A 17,380-nucleotide genomic window follows, 5' to 3' on the forward strand; every position below is an offset into this window, starting at 1 on the left:
GTAGCAGCTGGCTACAGGGCGAGCTTTTCCAGCGCCATGTTCAAGGCCAGCACATTGACCACCGGCGGACCGACCAGAGGCTGCTCGACATGAGCATCCACCAGTTGCTGCAGCGTGGCGACCGGCAGGTTGCGCGCCGCCGCGACCCGCGCCAGTTGATAGTTAATCGCCGCCGGAGGCAAGTGCGGATCCAGGCCGCTGCCCGAAGTCGTCAGCAACGCCAGCGGTACCGGCCCCTGCCCTGGCACTGCCAGCTTGTTGGCGTCGTCGATCACGCGGGTGGCCAGGGCCGGGTTGCTCGGTGCCAGGTTGCTCGCACTGCTGGACACCGTGGCAAAGGCACCGGCCGATGGACGCGGGTGGAACCAGCTGTCGCCGCTGAAATCCTGGGCGATCAGGGCCGAACCACGGACCTGGCCCACGCCATCGAGCACCAGGCTGCCATTGGCCTGTTTAGGGAACGCTACCTGGGCCACGCCGGTGACCACCAGTGGATAGGCCACGCCAGTGATCAGGGTCATCAACACAATCAGGCTCAGGGCCGGACGCAATACAGTGGACATCATCAAATCCTCGATTCGGTTAACAAGCTCACCCCAAACGCTGTAGGAGCCGACCTGCTGGCGATGCTTCAGTGACAGCGCCTCGCCGGCAGGCTCGCCCCTCCAGGGATGGGGTTACACCAGGTGCAAAGCGGTCAGCAGCATGTCGATCAGCTTGATGCCCAGGAACGGCACCAGGATCCCGCCCAGGCCATAGATCAGCAGGTTGCGGCGCAGCAGATGGGCCGCGCTGGCCGCCTGCACCCGCACCCCGCGCAGGGCCAGCGGAATCAGCACGACAATGATCAGGGCGTTGAACACGATCGCCGAAAGGATCGCGCTCTGCGGGCTGCTCAGTTGCATGACGTTAAGCACGCCGAGCTGTGGATAAATCGCCGCGAACAGCGCCGGCAGGATCGCGAAGTACTTGGCTATGTCGTTGGCAATGGAAAAGGTGGTCAGGGCGCCACGGGTCACCAGCAGCTCCTTGCCGATCTGCACCACGTCCAGCAGCTTGGTCGGATCGCTGTCGAGGTCGACCATGTTCGCCGCTTCGCGCGCCGCCTGGGTGCCATCGTTCATTGCCATGCCGACGTCGGCCTGGGCCAGCGCCGGGGCGTCGTTGGCGCCGTCGCCGCACATGGCGACCAGGCGGCCGTCGTTCTGCTCGTGGCGAATGCGCGCCAGCTTTTTCTCCGGCGTGGCTTCGGCCAGCACGTCATCCACCCCGGCCTCCGCGGCAATGGCGGCGGCGGTCAGCGGGTTGTCACCGGTCACCATCACGGTGCGGATCCCCAGCTTGCGCAGCTCGGCGAAACGCTCGCGGATACCGGGCTTGACCACGTCCTTGAGGTGAATGGCGCCAAGCAGCTTGCCCTCGGCGCACACCAGCAACGGCGTGCCGCCGCTCTGGGCGATCTTGTCGATCTCCCGGGACAGCGCCGGGGCCAGGTCGCCACGCTGCAGACCGACGAAGGCCAGTACCGAATCCACCGCGCCCTTGCGATAGACCCGCCCCTGATAGTCGACACCGGACAGCCGGGTTTCAGCACTGAAGGGCACGGCGGTCAGCATTTCAGCGCCCGGCTCGGGCTGTGGATAAAGCCCACGCAGATACTCGACGATGGATTTGCCTTCCGCCGTGTCGTCCGCCAGCGAGGCCAGCAAGGTGGCCTCGGCCATTTCCTGATGGTTGACCCCAGGCGCCGAGTGGATGGCCGCGCAGCGACGGTTACCGAAGGTGATGGTGCCGGTCTTGTCCAGCAGCAGGACATGCACGTCACCCGCCGCTTCCACCGCGCGACCGGATTTGGCGATCACGTTCAGCCGCACCAGGCGGTCCATCCCGGCGATGCCGATGGCCGACAGCAGGCCACCGATGGTGGTCGGAATCAAGGTCACCAGCAACGCCACCAGGAACACCAGCGGCAGGCTGCCGTTGGCAAAGTGGGCGAACGGCTGCAGGGTCACGACCACGATCAGGAAGATCAGGGTCAGGCCGATCAGCAGGATATCCAGCGCCACTTCGTTCGGGGTCTTCTGGCGCTTGGCGCCTTCCACCAAGGCGATCATGCGATCGAGGGTCGACTCGCCCGGATTGCTGGTAATACGCACCAACAACCAGTCGGACACCAGGCGGGTATTGCCGGTCACGGCCGAGCGATCGCCGCCGGACTCGCGAATGACCGGAGCCGACTCACCGGTGATCGCCGCCTCGTTGACCGCGGCAATGCCTTCGATGACTTCACCGTCACCGGGGATCATCTCGCCGGCCTCGACACGCACCACATCGCCTTTGCGCAGATTGGCGGCAGGGATCACCTGGAAACTGCCATTGGCCTTCTTCAGGCGGGCACTCAGGCCTTCGCTACCGGCCTTGAGGCTGTCGGCGCGGGCCTTGCCACGACCTTCAGCCAAGGCCTCGGCGAAGTTGGCGAACAGCACGGTGAACCACAGCCAGAGGGCGATCTGCGCGGCGACGAAGGTCGGCACCGCGGTATCCGGCACCAGGCACAGTACCGTGGTCAGGATCGCGGTCAGTTCGACCACCAGCATCACCGGTGAACGTTGCAGCTGGCGCGGATCGAGCTTGACGAAGGCTTGCACCAGGGCTGGACGCCACAGGGCTGCGATCGAGGTTTTCTGTTGCTCGGCAGCAGTGTGTTTCGAGGCCACGGCTTTAGCGCCAGGCATTTCAGTTACAGCCTTCTTGGAGGCAGGAACAGGCATATTCATCATTAAGTCCTCAGCCCTTCATTCCAAAGGCAGCCAAGCTCAAGTGTTCGGCAATCGGGCCCAGCGCCAGGGTCGGCAAAAAGGTCAGCCCGCCCACCAGCAGAATGGTCATGGTCAGCAGCGTGACGAACAGCGGACCATGGGTCGGGAAGCTGTTCTGGTCGGTCGGCGCGGTCTTTTTCAGCGCCAGGCTGCCGGCCAGGGCCAGCACCGGCAGGATGTAGCCAAAGCGGCCGATCAACATGCCCAGGCCCAGCATCAGGTTGTGAAACGAGGTATTGGCACCCAGGCCGGCAAAAGCCGAACCGTTGTTGGCGCTGGCCGAGGTGTAGGCGTACAGCAACTGGCTGAACCCATGGGCACCGGGGTTGCTCACCGCTGCCACCGGCCCCGGCAGGCTCGCGGCGATGGCGCTCAATACCAGCACGCCGACCGGCATCACCATCAGCGTCACCACCAGCAACTGCACTTCCTTGGCCTGCAGCTTCTTGCCCAGGTATTCCGGGGTACGCCCAATCATCAGGCCGGCGAGGAATACCGCGATCAGCACGTTCAGCAACATGCCGTAGAGGCCCGCGCCAACGCCGCCGAAGATCACTTCGCCGACCATCATGTTGATCAGCGCAACCATGCCGCTCAGCGGGCTGAGGCTGTCATGCATGCCGTTGACCGAACCGTTGGAGGCCGCGGTGGTGGTCACCGACCAGAGCACGGTGGCAGTGGTACCGAAGCGCGCTTCCTTACCCTCGAGCGGCGCAGTCTGCTCGACCGCGACATTGTTCAGGGTCGGGTTGGGCTGGTACTCGGCCCACAGCGAAGTCGCGCCGCCGATCAGGAACAAAGCCAGCATGCAGGCGATGATCGCCCGGCTCTGGCGCAGGTCCTTGACGTAATGGCCGAAGGTGAACACCAGGGCCACCGGGATCAGAATGATCGAGGCCACCTCGAACAGGTTGCTCCAGGCCGTCGGGTTCTCGAACGGATGCGCCGAGTTGACGCCGAAGAAGCCCCCGCCGTTGGTACCCAGTTGCTTGATGGCGATCTGGCTGGCGGCCGGGCCCAGTGGAATCACCTGATCGACGCCCTGCAGAGTCACGGCGTGAACATACTGGACGAAGGTTTGCGGTACGCCCTGCCAGACCAGGAACAATGCCAGCAGCAGACACAGCGGCAACAGGCCGTAGAGGGTGGCGCGGGTCATGTCGACCCAGAAGTTGCCCAGGGTCCGCGCCGAGCGCCGGCCGATGCCGCGGCACAGGGCAACCAGCACGGCGAGGCCGGTGGCGGCGCTGACAAAGTTTTGCACGGTCAGGCCGATCATCTGGCTCAGATAGCTCAGGGAGGCTTCACCGCTGTAGGACTGCCAGTTGGTGTTGGTCATGAAGCTGACCGCGGTGTTGAACGCCAACGTCCACTCCTGCCCCGGCAGATTCTGCGGATTGAGCGGCAAATGGTCCTGGAACAACAGAATCGTGAACAGCAACAGGAAGCCGGCCAGGTTAAACGCAAGCAGGGCCAGGGTGTATTTCTGCCAGCTCTGTTCGCTTTGCGCATCGACGCCCGAGAGCCGGTAACAGGCGCGCTCCACCGGCCCCAACAGCGGCGTCAGCCAAGTGCGCTGGCCCTCCATCACCTTGTAGTAGAACCGCCCCAGGAAAGGCGCGGGCAGCAGCACCAAGGCAAAGAAGCCGAGGATCAGCCAATAGTCATAACTGTGCATAGCCGCTCCTAGTTCCGATCCGCGCGCAACAGCGCAACCAGCAGATAAATGAACAGCCCCACTGCCAGCAGCAGGGACACCCCGTCCAGAACGCTCATGGAATCTCTCCGTCGTACGGCAATCGCCGCGTGTGGGGCATTGTCCGCAGGGAGGCTGTAAAGGAACGAGATCGAGGGGGTGGGCGACGCATAAAGAAAGCGTAAAGAAAGGCTTTACGCGGGATTTACACCGGCAATCGGCGCGGCCTGGGGAGGGGGCGGGCGGGCATCGCGAGCTGGCTTGCAGTTGCACCGGGGACAGGATGCATGGAGAAACATACCTACCGCCGCCCTCCTCTGTTGCACGGCTGTGCACCAATCCAGACGCCTTCAGCCCTGAAACAACTGGCAACATCCTCGATACGACAGCTTTTGGCGCTTTACGACGCCCGTTTTCGCTCTGGCATGAGCGCTGCAGTGAGCAGCCCGAGCATTTCATTCCGCTCCGGGAGCCACGCATGAACACACAACTCAAACCAACGCTGGGCACGCTGCATTTATGGGGGATCGCGGTCGGGCTGGTGATCTCCGGGGAATACTTCGGCTGGAGTTACGGCTGGGGTGTCGCCGGCACCCTGGGCTTTTTGCTGACCTCGCTGATGGTCGCGGCCATGTACACCTGTTTCATCTTCAGCTTCACCGAGCTGACCACTGCCATTCCCCATGCCGGCGGGCCCTTTGCCTACAGCCGCCGGGCCTTCGGTGAAAAAGGCGGGCTGATCGCCGGGCTGGCGACCCTGATCGAATTCGTCTTCGCGCCACCGGCCATCGCCCTGGCGATCGGCGCCTACTTGAATGTGCAGTTCCCGGCCCTGGACCCGAAACATGCGGCGGTCGGTGCCTACATTGTGTTCATGGGGCTGAACATTCTCGGGGTCAAACTCGCCGCCACCTTCGAGCTGGTGGTCTGCGTGCTGGCGGTGGCGGAACTGCTGGTGTTCATGGGCGTGGTCGCGCCGGCCTTCAGCTTCAGCAACTTCGCCCTCAACGGCTGGGCCGGTTCGGACACCTTCGGCGCGCCAGCGATTGCCGGGATGTTCGCGGCGATTCCATTCGCTATCTGGTTCTTCCTCGCCATCGAAGGCGCGGCCATGGCCGCCGAGGAAGCCAAGGACCCGAAACGCACCATCCCCAAGGCCTACATCAGCGGCATTCTGACCCTGGTGCTGCTGGCCATGGGCGTGATGTTCTTCGCCGGCGGCGTGGGCGACTGGCGCACCCTGTCGAACATCAACGACCCGCTGCCCCAGGCCATGAAAGCGGTGGTCGGGGACAACTCCGGCTGGCTGCACATGCTAGTGTGGATTGGCCTGTTCGGCCTGGTGGCGAGCTTCCACGGCATCATTCTTGGTTACTCGCGGCAGTTCTTCGCCCTCGCCCGCGCCGGCTATCTGCCGGCGTCCCTGGCCAAGCTGTCGCGCTTCCAGACGCCGCACCGCGCCATCATCGCCGGCGGCCTGATTGGCATCGCCGCCATCTACAGCGATGGCCTGATCAACCTGGGCGGCATGACCCTGACCGCGGCGATGATCACCATGGCCGTATTCGGCGCCATCGTGATGTACATCATGAGCATGCTCAGCCTGTTCAAGCTGCGCAGGGTCGAACCGTACCTGGAGCGCACCTTCCGCGCCCCGGGCTACCCGCTGGTCCCGGCCATTGCCCTGGCGCTGGCCGTGGTCTGCCTGGTGGCCATGGCCTGGTTCAACAGCCTGATCGGCCTGATCTTCCTCGGTTTCATGGCAGCCGGTTTCGTCTACTTCCAACTGACCGCGCAACTGCGCGCCAATGCCCCGGCGGATGCGATGCTGACCGGACTCTGAGTAGGCGGCATCCCTCTGTAGTTGGCCTGCGTAGCCGAATGCGACCTTTGGCTGCGGCTACGGACGGAAGATTGATGCAAGAGAGGTTACCGGGGCAGATCGGGCCTACAATGGAACCACTGCGAAACGCTGTAACTCGAAGTGGTACGGCAGCTTGACGGGCGAAACCCTCGCCCGCCGGCATGCCCTCAAGGAGAGCCCTATGCCCTGGTATGCCTGGTTGATTCTGATCGTTGCAATCGGCTCGATCGTCGGCGGTTTGATGATGTTGCGCGACACCGCCAACAAGGTGGAACTGACCGAGGAGCAACGCAAGCGCGTTGCTGAACGCAACGCGGAAGCGGATGCCAAGGACGCGCAGGACCGCTGACTGGATAACCCGATCGAACAGCCCCGCCATTCACACAATGGCGGGGCTTTTTATTTCCTCAGCGGCATTATTTCTCCCAGGCAGCCTTGGCGATCTGCAGACCGTGCAGGCCTTTGTAGGCAGCCCGTTCTGGCTGGCTCCAGCCTTCGAGCAATGCTTCGTCGAGACGATAGACCTCCACGCCTAAGGGGCGGCAGACGCTGAGCGGGTCCTGGGCCTCCGGCCCCCACATGGGCAGCGACAGATCGCCGCCCGGGCAGGTCGACAGCGCGCACAACAGATCGATTTCGGCAAAGAACTCCAGGTAATCGCCCTTCTGCGCAGGACAGGCCTTCATGAAATACATGTCGTCATGATTGAGCCCGGTGCACTGGAAGATATTCAGCACGTCGTGCACATCGAACTCGGTCAGCCCATGGGGCAGGACCGCGCGCGTCAGGTTGGAATGGCAATGGTGATGGAAGTCCTCCCCGGTGAGCATGCGGTTCACGTAGGGGTCGCAGCGCGTGCCGAGCAGGTCGTGCAAGCGCCCGCCATGCTCGTCGATGCCGTAACCGGCCAGGCTGTCATCGGTGATGGTCACCAGCGGCCGCAGGAACGGCAGGTTCGACCACAGCCGGTCATGGGTGCTGACATGCGCGCCCTGCAACTGCCGGGTACGCGCCGCCCACAAACGCTCCCGCGGATCGTTGGCATTCCAGACGTTGAAGTCCCCAACCTGTGGGCCGGCCGGTGTGGTCACCCGGAACACATGTCCAGCCGGCACATGCCAGGCGCGCCCGGTGCGGATCGGCACCTCGAATTGCTCGATCAAGGTACGTCGGTCCTTGCTGTCGCGGACCCGCTCATAAAAGGCCGTGTCCACCTGCAGGGCCGAGCCTTTGCTGACCTGATAAGCCGCGGGATAGTCTTTGTACATGGTTGAAACCCTCGATCAGTGGCGGGAGGAGTGGCTGAGGATGTCGAGCAGCAGCCGTTCGGAGTCGTCCAGGTAAACCGCCAGGGTCTCTCCGGCGGCCTGCTTGTCGCCATCGGCGAGCAAGTCATGGATCTGCCGGTCCCGGGCCAGCCAGGGCGACTGGAAACGCTGCTCGTCAGGGGCGGCACAGAACACCAGGCGCAGCTGCGCCACGACGCTGGTGAAGAACTCGTCGAACAAGGGACTGCGCATCATCCCGACGATGTGTTGATGAAATGCCAGGCTATGGGTCCCCACCGAGCGCCAATCCTCGCGCTCGCGGGCGAGTTCGCTGGCCTCGATAGCCTCGAGCATCCGGTCGGACTGGTATTCACGCAGTGGTTTGCTGGAGGCGATGGCCTGCAACTCCAGGGTACGGCGCACCTGGAACAGGTCACGCACCTCGTCGATCCCCAGCCTGCGCACCGTGACGCCTTTGTTGCGTGCGTAGCGGGTCAGGCCCTCCTGCCCCAGACGATGCAAGGCCTCGCGGATGGTGTTGCGCGAGGCGTTGTAGGCGGACACCAGATCGTTTTCCACCAGGGCCATACCAGGCAACAGGCGACCGCCGATGATATCGGCGCGCAATTCGAGGGTTATCTGATCAGCCAGGGACAATACGTTGCTCATGAATATCGCCTTGCGATTGTTGAACAATCCATGGATATCCAATAATCACTATTCATGCCAATTGGTACTTTGCTCACTGACAAACCATGACTTTCTAGTCATTCAGTGGGGAAAATGAGGTTTCTGGGGTTAAAAGTGCAATCCCCCTCCCATCAACCTTGGGTAAGATGACTCCCTAGCTGTGGAGACTTCCCCGATGCGTTACTCGCAAGACCATAAAGCCCAAACCCATCAACGCATCATCAAGGAAGCCGCCGAGCGCTTTCGACGCGACGGCATCGGCGCGACAGGCCTGCAACCGCTGATGAAAGCCCTGGGCCTGACCCATGGTGGTTTCTACTCGCACTTCAAATCCAAGGACGATCTGGTCGAAAAAGCCCTGCAGGCCGCGGCCGCAGAACTCGATGCACACTGCGCCACGCTATTTGCCCAGGAACGGCCACTGCCGGCCTTTATCGACAGCTACCTGTCCGAGTGGCATCAGACCTGCCCCGGTCAAGGTTGCCCGCTGCCCACCATGTCTTCGGAACTAGGCCTGCGCGGGCAAGCTAGCCCCACCACCGATGCAGTGCTCAATGCCCGACTTGCGCAGGTAGAGGTAAACCTCGAGGGAGAAAATGCCGCCGACCAAAGTCTGGTGATCATGTCGACCCTGGTCGGGGCTCTGGTGTTGTCACGCAGTGTCGAGAACCCAGACCTGGCCAAACGGATACTGGAGGTAACACGCGAGCACCTGAAAAAGCCGGATGGACAGGCGGAGTGATCCGCACCACCCTCCGGCCTCGATACACTTATTTGTAGCGAGCAGCCGCGCTGCTTTTCGACAGGTTTGGCCCCAGGGCAAAACGCGCGGCCACGAAGGCATCCCAATCAGCCGAGTCGGGTAGCGAGGGGATGGTGATCAACTCACCCTGGTCAAAACCGGCCAGAGCCGCATCCACCATCTCAGTGGCGTCCATAACCATCTCAGCTGGAATCCCCTGGGCATCGATGCCCGAGCGCTCCCAGATCTCGGTGCGGGTCACCCCGGGCAATACCGCCTGGACCCGCACGCCTTTACCGTCCAATTCCGCAGCGAGCGACTGAGTCAGGCTCAGGACATAGGCCTTGGTCGCACTGTAGGTCGCATTGAAGCGCTCGGGAATCAGCGCCACCACCGAAGCGATGTTGATGATCGCCCCTCTTCCAGCCGCGGAAAAGCTGGCGGCAGCGGCAGCAGCCAAACGAGTGACCGCGATCACATTGAGCTGGATCATCGCCTCCAACTGATCCGTGTCGGCAACGGCCAGGCTTCCGTCACCAGCGATACCAGCATTGTTCAGCAACAAACTGATGCTCGAGTCGGAACGCAAACGCTGCTCGACCTTCAGCACATCGGCCTTGAGCGTCAGATCGGCCTTCAACACTTCAACCTGCACCTTGTGCTCGGCCCGCAGCCTGATCGCGGCGGTTTGCAGGCGCTGCTCATCTCGCGCAACCAGCAACAGATCGTAACCACGAGCGGCCAGCCGCTCGGCGTAAACCGCACCGATGCCAGATGAAGCACCGGTGACAAGTGCCAGCCCCTTGGGTGAAATCGAGTTCATAACGGCTCTCCAGAAAAGTGCTTGAGAAGTGAAAGACAAGGAATTGATGCGTTGCTTGGGAAGTGGTTTGATTATAGTCATAATTCAATAAAATATTACGATCATAATTCTATCTAGGCGATAGACAATATTGAATGGCGCAATCCTGCTTATGGTGATCTGCGCAATACGGGTCCGAAAAACACAAGGCCGATCAGTGATCGGCCTTGTGCATGAATTGAAGCGTCAGTTGACCTTCAATTTTTCCCGGTTGCTTTCCAGAATCGCCTTGCCGATTCCCTTGACCTCGAGCAGTTCGTCCACTGACGAGAAAGCTCCATTAGCTTCACGATATGCAACAATTGCCTTGGCTTTTACTTCACCTACCCCCAACAGTTCACGCTGCAACGTAGCAGCGTCAGCCCTGTTGATATCGACCATGGCAGTTTGTGGGGCAGCTACCGCAGTTGCGACTGGCGCCGTGCTTGCCGCCTCTTGTTTCGACGCGGGAGCAGCAATTACGCTGATAGAGGTGCTTGTCAGCAGGGCAAAAAGCAGGGAATAGAAATAGTTTGTACGCATAAGTGACACTCCATGACACCGTTGATAAAGATGCAGCTTTTCCGAAGCTGCCTCTCAAACGTAGGCCATGGTGACGCACTGTCAAAAATGGATTGATTGCAGTTTATGTAATAGTTCCGCCCTCATCACTCTGCTCGGCGCTCCGACTCACCGGCCCGATACTTCACCGCTAGAATGAGCAACGGTACATAGGCCACGATCACCCCCAATCCTCCGTCTAGCTTCTGCATGGCAACAAACAGACCGATGGGTAACAGCCAGAGAAGGTTGATCAATGCGACACCCAAGGTAACCGGGAAATGACTTCCCAGTTGGCGTGAAGCGAACTGATAACCATGGCTGCGATGAGCTTCATAGATGCGCTCTCCACGTAAAAAACGCCGGATCAAGGTAAAGGTCGCATCAACGATGAACACCCCGAGCAAAATGCACCATACCCACAGGAAATCGGCGTTTCTCCAGGCCGCCTGCAGCGAAAGAATACCCAGCACGATACCCAGGAAACCGCTGCCGATATCACCCATGAAGATTTTCGCCGGCGGAAAATTCCAGTACAGGAAACCCAGTGCCGAGGTGGCGAGCAGCAAGGGCGGCCAGATCAGATCGTCATATCCCGACAGCCAATAGATCAGGCAAATACTCAGGCAGGATGTCACGGCTTCGACACTGGCAATTCCATCGATGCCATCCATGAAGTTGTAGAGGTTCAACATCCAGACCAGATACACCACAGCCAATGCATGCCCGATCCAGCCAAGCTCCAGCGTCATGCCGAACACCTCAAGCGCCGGCAACCCTCCCAGCCAGAACAAGGCCCAGAGACTACCTGCAAAATGTCCGAGCAAACGCCAGCGGGCCGCAATGGGCCGATGATCGTCAATAAACCCAAGCAAGGCGATACCAGCACCGGCGCCTGAAAGGCTCCAGACCAGATTCGGGCTGATAGCTCCAAGCATGCCGGCCAAGGGCAAGGCAATAAGGAAGGTCAGGACGATACCTACCCCGCCACTACGCGGTGTAGGAATGGAATGGGAGCTGCGTGCGTTCGGAATCTCCATCAGCCTGTGAGCAAGCGCATAACGAAGAAAAGCTCCAGTCACCCCCAGCGAGAGGATCGCCATGATCGGTAGCGACCACAAAAGCCCTATCCAGGGAAACCATAAGTCAGACGATGCTTGAAAGCTCAAGGTGTCGACTCCAACGGCATGTCGTGGCAGCGAAGTCTGGAACCAGACTGCGGTCCCGGCTGACCACTTCAATATGTTTTTTATTTTTGTAGTTGCAGAGCAGAACGTTTTTACCGATGGGTCAAGACAGTGCCGCCCCCATAGTGTCCACTCTGTGTAAGTACAGCAAGAACGCAGGTAATGCTTGACAAGTGTAATCGCCCCTCAGCACCAGACAGCAAGTTCCTGGCGACCGAGGGGCTAATGATGCAACTAGGGCTCGAGCCGGCGCTGCTGATAAATCCAGTCGACAATCTCGCTATCCGGAGTGTAGCCACTGACCGTGTCGCGCAACAGTTGCCGGACTCTCGAGTAATCATCCTGGTCGACCGCCAACAGCAACTCGCCCAGCCTGGCCTTCAATACATCCCAAGGCAGATAGTCTTCATTGGCGCTCATGATCATTGGATGCTGCGTCGCTACGACGTTATCGCCGATCAACAGTTCTTCATAGAGCTTTTCGCCTGGCCGCAGTCCCGTGAACTCGACGGCTATGTCGCCATGGGGGTTCTTTTCGGAGCGCAGGCTTAGTCCGGACAAGTGAACCATCTTCTCGGCCAGTTCGACAATCCTGACCGGCTCGCCCATATCCAGCACAAACACATCCCCCCCCTGCCCCATGGAGCCCGCCTGGATTACCAGTTGGGCTGCTTCCGGAATAGTCATGAAATAACGTGTGATACGGGGATGCGTGACCGTCAGAGGTCCACCAGACTTGATCTGCTTGTGAAACAACGGAATGACCGAACCGGAAGAGCCCAGCACATTGCCGAAACGCACCATGGTAAAGCGGGTTTTATTCACCCGGGAAACATTGGCGTGTTCCCCGAACAATACCGGAGCCACCTCACGGCTCAGAGCCTGCAGCGTCATTTCGGCCAGACGCTTGGTACTGCCCATGACATTCGTCGGGCGTACAGCCTTATCCGTTGAAATCAGCACGAAGTTCGCGACATTCGCACGAAGAGCGGCCTGCGCCGTACTCAATGTACCCATCACATTGTTCAACAGGCCTTCGGCGATATTGTGCTCGACCATAGGGACATGCTTATAGGCTGCGGCGTGATACACCGTATCCACATGCCAGGTTTGCATGATGTCGAGCAGTTTTTCCTGATTACGCACGGACCCCAGGATCGGCAACAACTTCACGGACAGCGACTCGCGCACGATGCGCTGTTCGAGCTCCTGCAAGATGCTGTAGAGATTGAACTCACTGTGCTCGTAGAGCAGCATCGTGGTCGGGCGCAACGCAAGAATCTGACGGCACAGTTCCGAACCGATCGAACCACCGGCACCCGTGATCAGTACCGACTGCTCCTTGATGCAATGCTCGAGCAACTCTTCCTGAGGGGGGACCGAGTCGCGCCCCAACAGGTCGGCAATATCGACTTCCTGAATATCATCGACCTTGACCCGTCCGCTCGCCAGATCCATAAAGCCCGGCACACTTTGCACATGCAGACCGAACCCCTCGAGGAAACTCAGAATCTCTCGGCGTCGCGTACGGTTGGCAGAAGGGATTGCCAACAGGATCTGCTGAGCTCCAGTCACATCGATCATTTGCTGAATATGTTTGGGCTTATAGACATGCAGCCCGGAAATCACTCGCTCGGCAATATTACTGTCGTCGTCGATGAATGCTACCGGGCGCATCAAGCGACCCATTCGCAAAGCAGCGACCAATTGGTTACCCGCCGCACCGGCGCCGTAAATGGCCACCTTCGGCAAGCCATCATCCCGACTGGTAAAAGGAACATGCTGCGCAGCTGTGAACCAATCGCCCAGGAAGTACTGGCGCATCGCGAGACGCAATCCGCCGATCATCACCAGGCTCAGCCACCAGTAGTTGAAGATTATCGATCTGGGCACCATCGGTTGACGGCTGCTGCTCCAATACACGATCAGGGCAAGCATGAGCGCCGACAGGCTGACAGCCTTGATAATGGTGATCAGCGCATCGTTGCCAAAATAACGCATGACGGCACGGTACATACCGAAGCGTATGAACAACGGGATTGCGACAACAGTGGCACTCAAAAATAACCAGAGGTAATCAGCAAAGGGATTGACCAGCTCATCGACGCCTAAACGAACGACAAAGGCCATCCAGAGGGCAAACCAGACGAGGATAACGTCAGTCACCACCTGAAAGGCACGCTTTTGCCGGCGCGTTAATCCCAGTAAAAAGGCTCTCAACTTATCCATAACACCTTGAACACCTCTATTACTCCTGAAATATATCTCGTGCCACACTGGGTGATCCCAAGAAGTTCCATTTTATGACAACAGGCAAGCCCGCTTTACAGCCCAGCAGCCGAATTCTTTTTGTGCGGGGAGCGGAAACCGCTCCACCGCAAAAGTCTGGCTGATAGTTACCGCGCGGCCAGTTGCATGACCTCTTTGAGCACCGAGCACGTTTTCTCGATTTCAGATGCCTTCAGCGTAGGGTGTACCAGGAACATGAGGCTGGTTTCTCCCAGCTCTCGAGCAATCGGCAAGCGGACCGCAGGGCGCCAATCAGTATTGTCAAAGGCCTTTTCCAGATAGACCTCGGAGCAGGAGCCGGAGAATACCGGTACTTCCCGCGCCGTAATCTCCGCCAGAATACGATCCCTGTCCCAACCGTCCTTGAGTTGTTGCGGTTCCACAAATACATAACATTTATAGGCAGCATGAACGCTGCCTTCGGGTATGGCCGGAGTACGCAGGCCATTCAGTTGGCGAGCGCAATCCCATATCTGCTGTGCATTCTCCAGACGGCTTGCCTGCCAATCGGTCATGCGCTTGAGTTGAATCCGGCCAATCACGGCCTGGACTTCCAGCATCCTCCAGTTAGTGCCAAAACTTTCGTGCACCCAGCGGAAGCCTGGTGGATGCTCGCGCTCATAGACAGCCTCCCAGCTCTTGCCATGGTCCTTGAAGGCCCACATGTCTGCCCACAACTGGCGATCATTGGTGGTGACCATGCCGCCCTCGCCACCCGTGGTCATGATCTTGTCCTGACAGAAAGACCAGGCACCGACATGACCGATCGAACCGACGGGACGCCCCTTGTACAGGGCCCCATGGGCCTGCGCGCAGTCCTCGATCACCTTGAGATCGAACTCCTGCGCCAAGGCCATGATCGGGTCCATGTCACAAGGCCAGCCAGCCAGGTGCACACAGATGACCGCGCAGGTACGAGGAGTCATTACAGTGCGAATGCTCTGCGCGGTGAAGTTTTGCGAATCGCGATCCACATCGGCGAAAACCGGGGTTGCCCCGGCATTGACGATGCTGGACACCGATGCCAGGAACGTACGCGAGGTAACGATCACTTCGTCGCCGGCGCCAATCCCCAAAGCCTTAAGGGCCAGGTCCAGGGCGACCGTGCCGTTAGCGAGCGCAATGGCGTATTGAGTTCCCGCCCATGCCGCGAATTCCTTTTCGAACTCACGTCCTTGCGTGCCGGTCCAGTAATTGACTTTGTTGGACAGGATCACATCACGTACAGCATTGGCCTCTTCGTCGGAAAAGGAAGGCCAGGAAGAAAAAGGTGTATTCAACACAACCAATACCCGTCAGTTTTCATTCGAAAATATGGAGAGCTCTTCATGAGCTCCTGCTGTCTACAACAAGCCTGGGGCAGCGCTTTAAACACTCGGCCCCATTATCGGGGCAGGCACATTTGCAATAACTGCCGCTCCAGTGATCACACCATCATACTGATCAGAGGGATCATACGCGCAGCGATGTCGCCAACGGTCCCCTGGCACCAGTTTCGCCGCTGCTCGGGCCAGAAATCGCCGGAAACTCAATAACCTTCCAGTCGCAAAACTCAACCGCATTCACAACGACCGTATTATTTCCATTTAGCTTCCAGCTGGGCCCGCAAATTCATCGTTTGGTCCCAGTAAACTTCGCAGCGGTAACTTCGCCTTCTGCACTGATACCATCACGAATAACAACTTTTTTGATCGTCAGGAAGATGACTTTCAAATCCAACCATAAGGATTGGTTGTCTACATACCAGACATCCAGGTTGAATTTTTCCTCCCACTCCAGGGCATTCCTCCCATTGATCTGAGCCCAGCCAGTCACGCCCGGACGCACCTCATGGCGACGATACTGTTCGCTATTGTAAAGCGGCAGATACTCCATCAGCAGAGGCCGAGGCCCTACCAGACTCATATCGCCCTTCAACACATTCCACAGCTCTGGCAACTCATCCAGGCTGCTCGAACGCAAAAAGCTGCCAAACGGTGTCATGCGCTCCGAATCCGGCAGCGGGTTGCCCATCGCGTCATGAGCATCGCGCATTGTACGGAACTTGACCATCTCGAAGGGCTTGCCGTCCTTGCCCGGACGAATCTGGCGGAACAACACGGGCGAACCGAGTTTCTTGCGGATCTGCCAGGCAACCACCGCCATGACCGGTGCCAGCAACAACAGGCCCAGTATCGAAGCAAACAGATCGAACCCACGCTTAATCATCGAGCCACACCCTCCAGCCAATCGACAAACCGATCCGCCAGCTTGCGACGATCGAATTCCCTGACCGCCAGCTCACGACCTCTCAGGCCTTTGGCCTTGAGTTCTTCACGGGCATCGGCTGCCTGTATCAGGGCATCGGCGAACAGCGAAGGATTTTCCGGCGGTACGACAAAACCGCAATCTTCCCTGGTGATCATTTCGGCCAGCCAGCCTGGATAGTTATTCAGAACAGGCAGCGCCGAAGCAATGTAGTCGAAAAACTTGTTGGGTGAAGTGCCGTAATAGAAAGCAGGAACATTGGCGAGCAACTGCAAGCCAAGATCCGCACTGGCCATCAGGCCGGATAACTTCGCTTTGTTCACCGAATCGTGAAAGATCACATTATCCAGCCCTTCCCTGGCCGCTCGCTGCTGCAGCGCCGGCTTCAACTTGCCCTGCCCGATCAGCACCAGGCGGATATCGTCACGCTGGCGAAGTTTCAGCTCCTTCGCTGCATCCAGTACCGAATCCAGCTTGTTGGCAACACCGTGGGTACCGGCAAAGACCGCCATCAGTTGATCTTTTTCCACACCGGCAGGCCGCCATGGCTCGGCAGGCGCATTAAAAATGTCGAGGTCGCAGCCGTTGGGAATCATGGTGATCCGGTCGCGCGCAACACCGCGATGGGCAATACCATCGACAATGCCCGGGGAAAGCCCGATGACTCGGTGAGCAGAACGATAGCTCGCCCATTCAAGCAGCGACATGGCAGACAGAATCAGAGGATTGCGAATGACGCCCATTGCCTTGGGGAGCTCGGGCCAGAGATCACGGACTTCGAATACAAACGGCTTATTGCGCAACCAACGCGCAAAAATACCAGGAATCCCTGCCGTCAGAGGTGTCGTGGTGGCAAAAACCAGATCGTAACGCTCGGTCAGCGCCAACCCAATGCTGCGAAATGCGAACTTCAGGAAACTGAGTGTGCGAGTGAACAGGCCGTCACTGTTGGAGTACGCCAGATCAAACTCGATGATTTCAATTCCGTCGACGGTGCCCTTGCGTTTCCCACCGACAAAAGGGCCTTCCAGCCCGGTTTGTCCACCACCGTAGCTGCCACAGACCATGGAAACCTGATGCCCTCGAGCAATCAGGCGACGGGCCATTTCATAGGACCGAATGCCGACAGCTCCTTTCGGAGTGGAAAAATGCTGATGAAAATAAAGAATTTTCATG

The 17,380-nt window shown here is 59.2% G+C and carries 16 protein-coding genes; 3 read left to right on the forward strand and 13 right to left on the reverse strand.

Features of this window, described 5'->3' with window-relative positions; genetic code table 11:
• Positions 1 to 11: 11 nt before the first annotated feature.
• The 4 genes from kdpC to kdpF form a co-directional block, all read right to left on the reverse strand.
• Complete coding sequence (gene kdpC, locus C4K38_RS22930; RefSeq protein WP_023966324.1) at positions 12 to 563, reverse strand: potassium-transporting ATPase subunit KdpC; 552 nt, start codon at positions 561 to 563, stop codon at positions 12 to 14.
• A 114-nt stretch (positions 564 to 677) separates the two neighbouring features.
• Positions 678 to 2,777, reverse strand: a complete 2,100-nt coding sequence (kdpB, locus tag C4K38_RS22935) for a potassium-transporting ATPase subunit KdpB (RefSeq protein WP_053280548.1) — start codon at positions 2,775 to 2,777, stop codon at positions 678 to 680.
• Between the two features lie 10 nt (positions 2,778 to 2,787).
• Complete coding sequence (gene kdpA, locus C4K38_RS22940) at positions 2,788 to 4,497, reverse strand: potassium-transporting ATPase subunit KdpA (RefSeq protein ID WP_053280331.1); 1,710 nt, start codon at positions 4,495 to 4,497, stop codon at positions 2,788 to 2,790.
• Between the two features lie 8 nt (positions 4,498 to 4,505).
• Entirely contained in the window at positions 4,506 to 4,595 is a 90-nt protein-coding gene (kdpF, locus tag C4K38_RS22945; RefSeq protein ID WP_007899818.1) for a K(+)-transporting ATPase subunit F, read from the reverse strand.
• A gap of 398 nt (positions 4,596 to 4,993) precedes the next feature.
• On the opposite strand from kdpF, the gene eat reads away from it, so the two are divergent.
• Complete coding sequence (gene eat / locus C4K38_RS22950) at positions 4,994 to 6,358, forward strand: ethanolamine permease (RefSeq protein WP_053280332.1); 1,365 nt, start codon at positions 4,994 to 4,996, stop codon at positions 6,356 to 6,358.
• Positions 6,359 to 6,560: 202 nt separating this feature from the next.
• On the forward strand, positions 6,561 to 6,728 hold the full coding sequence (locus C4K38_RS22955) for a DUF2897 family protein (protein WP_008006000.1): 168 nt from the start codon (positions 6,561 to 6,563) through the stop codon (positions 6,726 to 6,728).
• Positions 6,729 to 6,795: 67 nt separating this feature from the next.
• Here the strand turns inward: C4K38_RS22955 and C4K38_RS22960 are convergent, their stop codons facing one another.
• A complete protein-coding gene (locus C4K38_RS22960) occupies positions 6,796 to 7,647 on the reverse strand; it encodes an urea carboxylase-associated family protein (protein WP_053280333.1) in 852 nt (283 codons plus the stop codon).
• A 15-nt stretch (positions 7,648 to 7,662) separates the two neighbouring features.
• Entirely contained in the window at positions 7,663 to 8,316 is a 654-nt protein-coding gene (locus C4K38_RS22965; protein ID WP_053280549.1) for a GntR family transcriptional regulator, read from the reverse strand.
• Between the two features lie 196 nt (positions 8,317 to 8,512).
• Between C4K38_RS22965 and C4K38_RS22970 the strand changes: the two genes are divergently transcribed.
• Positions 8,513 to 9,079, forward strand: a complete 567-nt coding sequence (locus C4K38_RS22970; protein ID WP_053280334.1) for a TetR/AcrR family transcriptional regulator — start codon at positions 8,513 to 8,515, stop codon at positions 9,077 to 9,079.
• Between the two features lie 28 nt (positions 9,080 to 9,107).
• On the opposite strand, the gene C4K38_RS22975 is transcribed toward C4K38_RS22970, so the two are convergent.
• From C4K38_RS22975 to C4K38_RS23005, 7 genes are all read right to left on the reverse strand, one after another.
• Positions 9,108 to 9,902: an SDR family NAD(P)-dependent oxidoreductase gene (locus tag C4K38_RS22975; RefSeq protein ID WP_053280335.1), complete on the reverse strand. Its 795-nt coding sequence runs from the start codon at positions 9,900 to 9,902 to the stop codon at positions 9,108 to 9,110.
• Positions 9,903 to 10,127: 225 nt separating this feature from the next.
• Positions 10,128 to 10,463 carry a ComEA family DNA-binding protein gene (locus tag C4K38_RS22980; RefSeq protein WP_053280336.1) on the reverse strand — a complete coding sequence of 112 codons (336 nt, stop codon included), beginning with the start codon at positions 10,461 to 10,463 and terminating at the stop codon, positions 10,128 to 10,130.
• 125 nt (positions 10,464 to 10,588) lie between these two features.
• Positions 10,589 to 11,611: an MraY family glycosyltransferase gene (locus C4K38_RS22985; protein WP_124345346.1), complete on the reverse strand. Its 1,023-nt coding sequence runs from the start codon at positions 11,609 to 11,611 to the stop codon at positions 10,589 to 10,591.
• Between the two features lie 291 nt (positions 11,612 to 11,902).
• Positions 11,903 to 13,897, reverse strand: a complete 1,995-nt coding sequence (locus C4K38_RS22990; protein ID WP_053280337.1) for a polysaccharide biosynthesis protein — start codon at positions 13,895 to 13,897, stop codon at positions 11,903 to 11,905.
• Between the two features lie 167 nt (positions 13,898 to 14,064).
• Positions 14,065 to 15,240, reverse strand: a complete 1,176-nt coding sequence (locus C4K38_RS22995) for a DegT/DnrJ/EryC1/StrS family aminotransferase (RefSeq protein ID WP_053280551.1) — start codon at positions 15,238 to 15,240, stop codon at positions 14,065 to 14,067.
• 328 nt (positions 15,241 to 15,568) lie between these two features.
• Complete coding sequence (locus C4K38_RS23000; RefSeq protein ID WP_053280338.1) at positions 15,569 to 16,165, reverse strand: sugar transferase; 597 nt, start codon at positions 16,163 to 16,165, stop codon at positions 15,569 to 15,571.
• Positions 16,162 to 17,379, reverse strand: a complete 1,218-nt coding sequence (locus C4K38_RS23005) for a glycosyltransferase family 4 protein (RefSeq protein ID WP_053280339.1) — start codon at positions 17,377 to 17,379, stop codon at positions 16,162 to 16,164. The genes C4K38_RS23000 and C4K38_RS23005 overlap by 4 nt, the downstream gene beginning before the upstream one ends.
• Between the last annotated feature and the right edge of the window lies 1 nt (position 17,380).

This window comes from Pseudomonas chlororaphis subsp. piscium (assembly GCF_003850345.1).
Taxonomy (GTDB): Bacteria; Pseudomonadota; Gammaproteobacteria; order Pseudomonadales; family Pseudomonadaceae; genus Aquipseudomonas; species Aquipseudomonas piscium.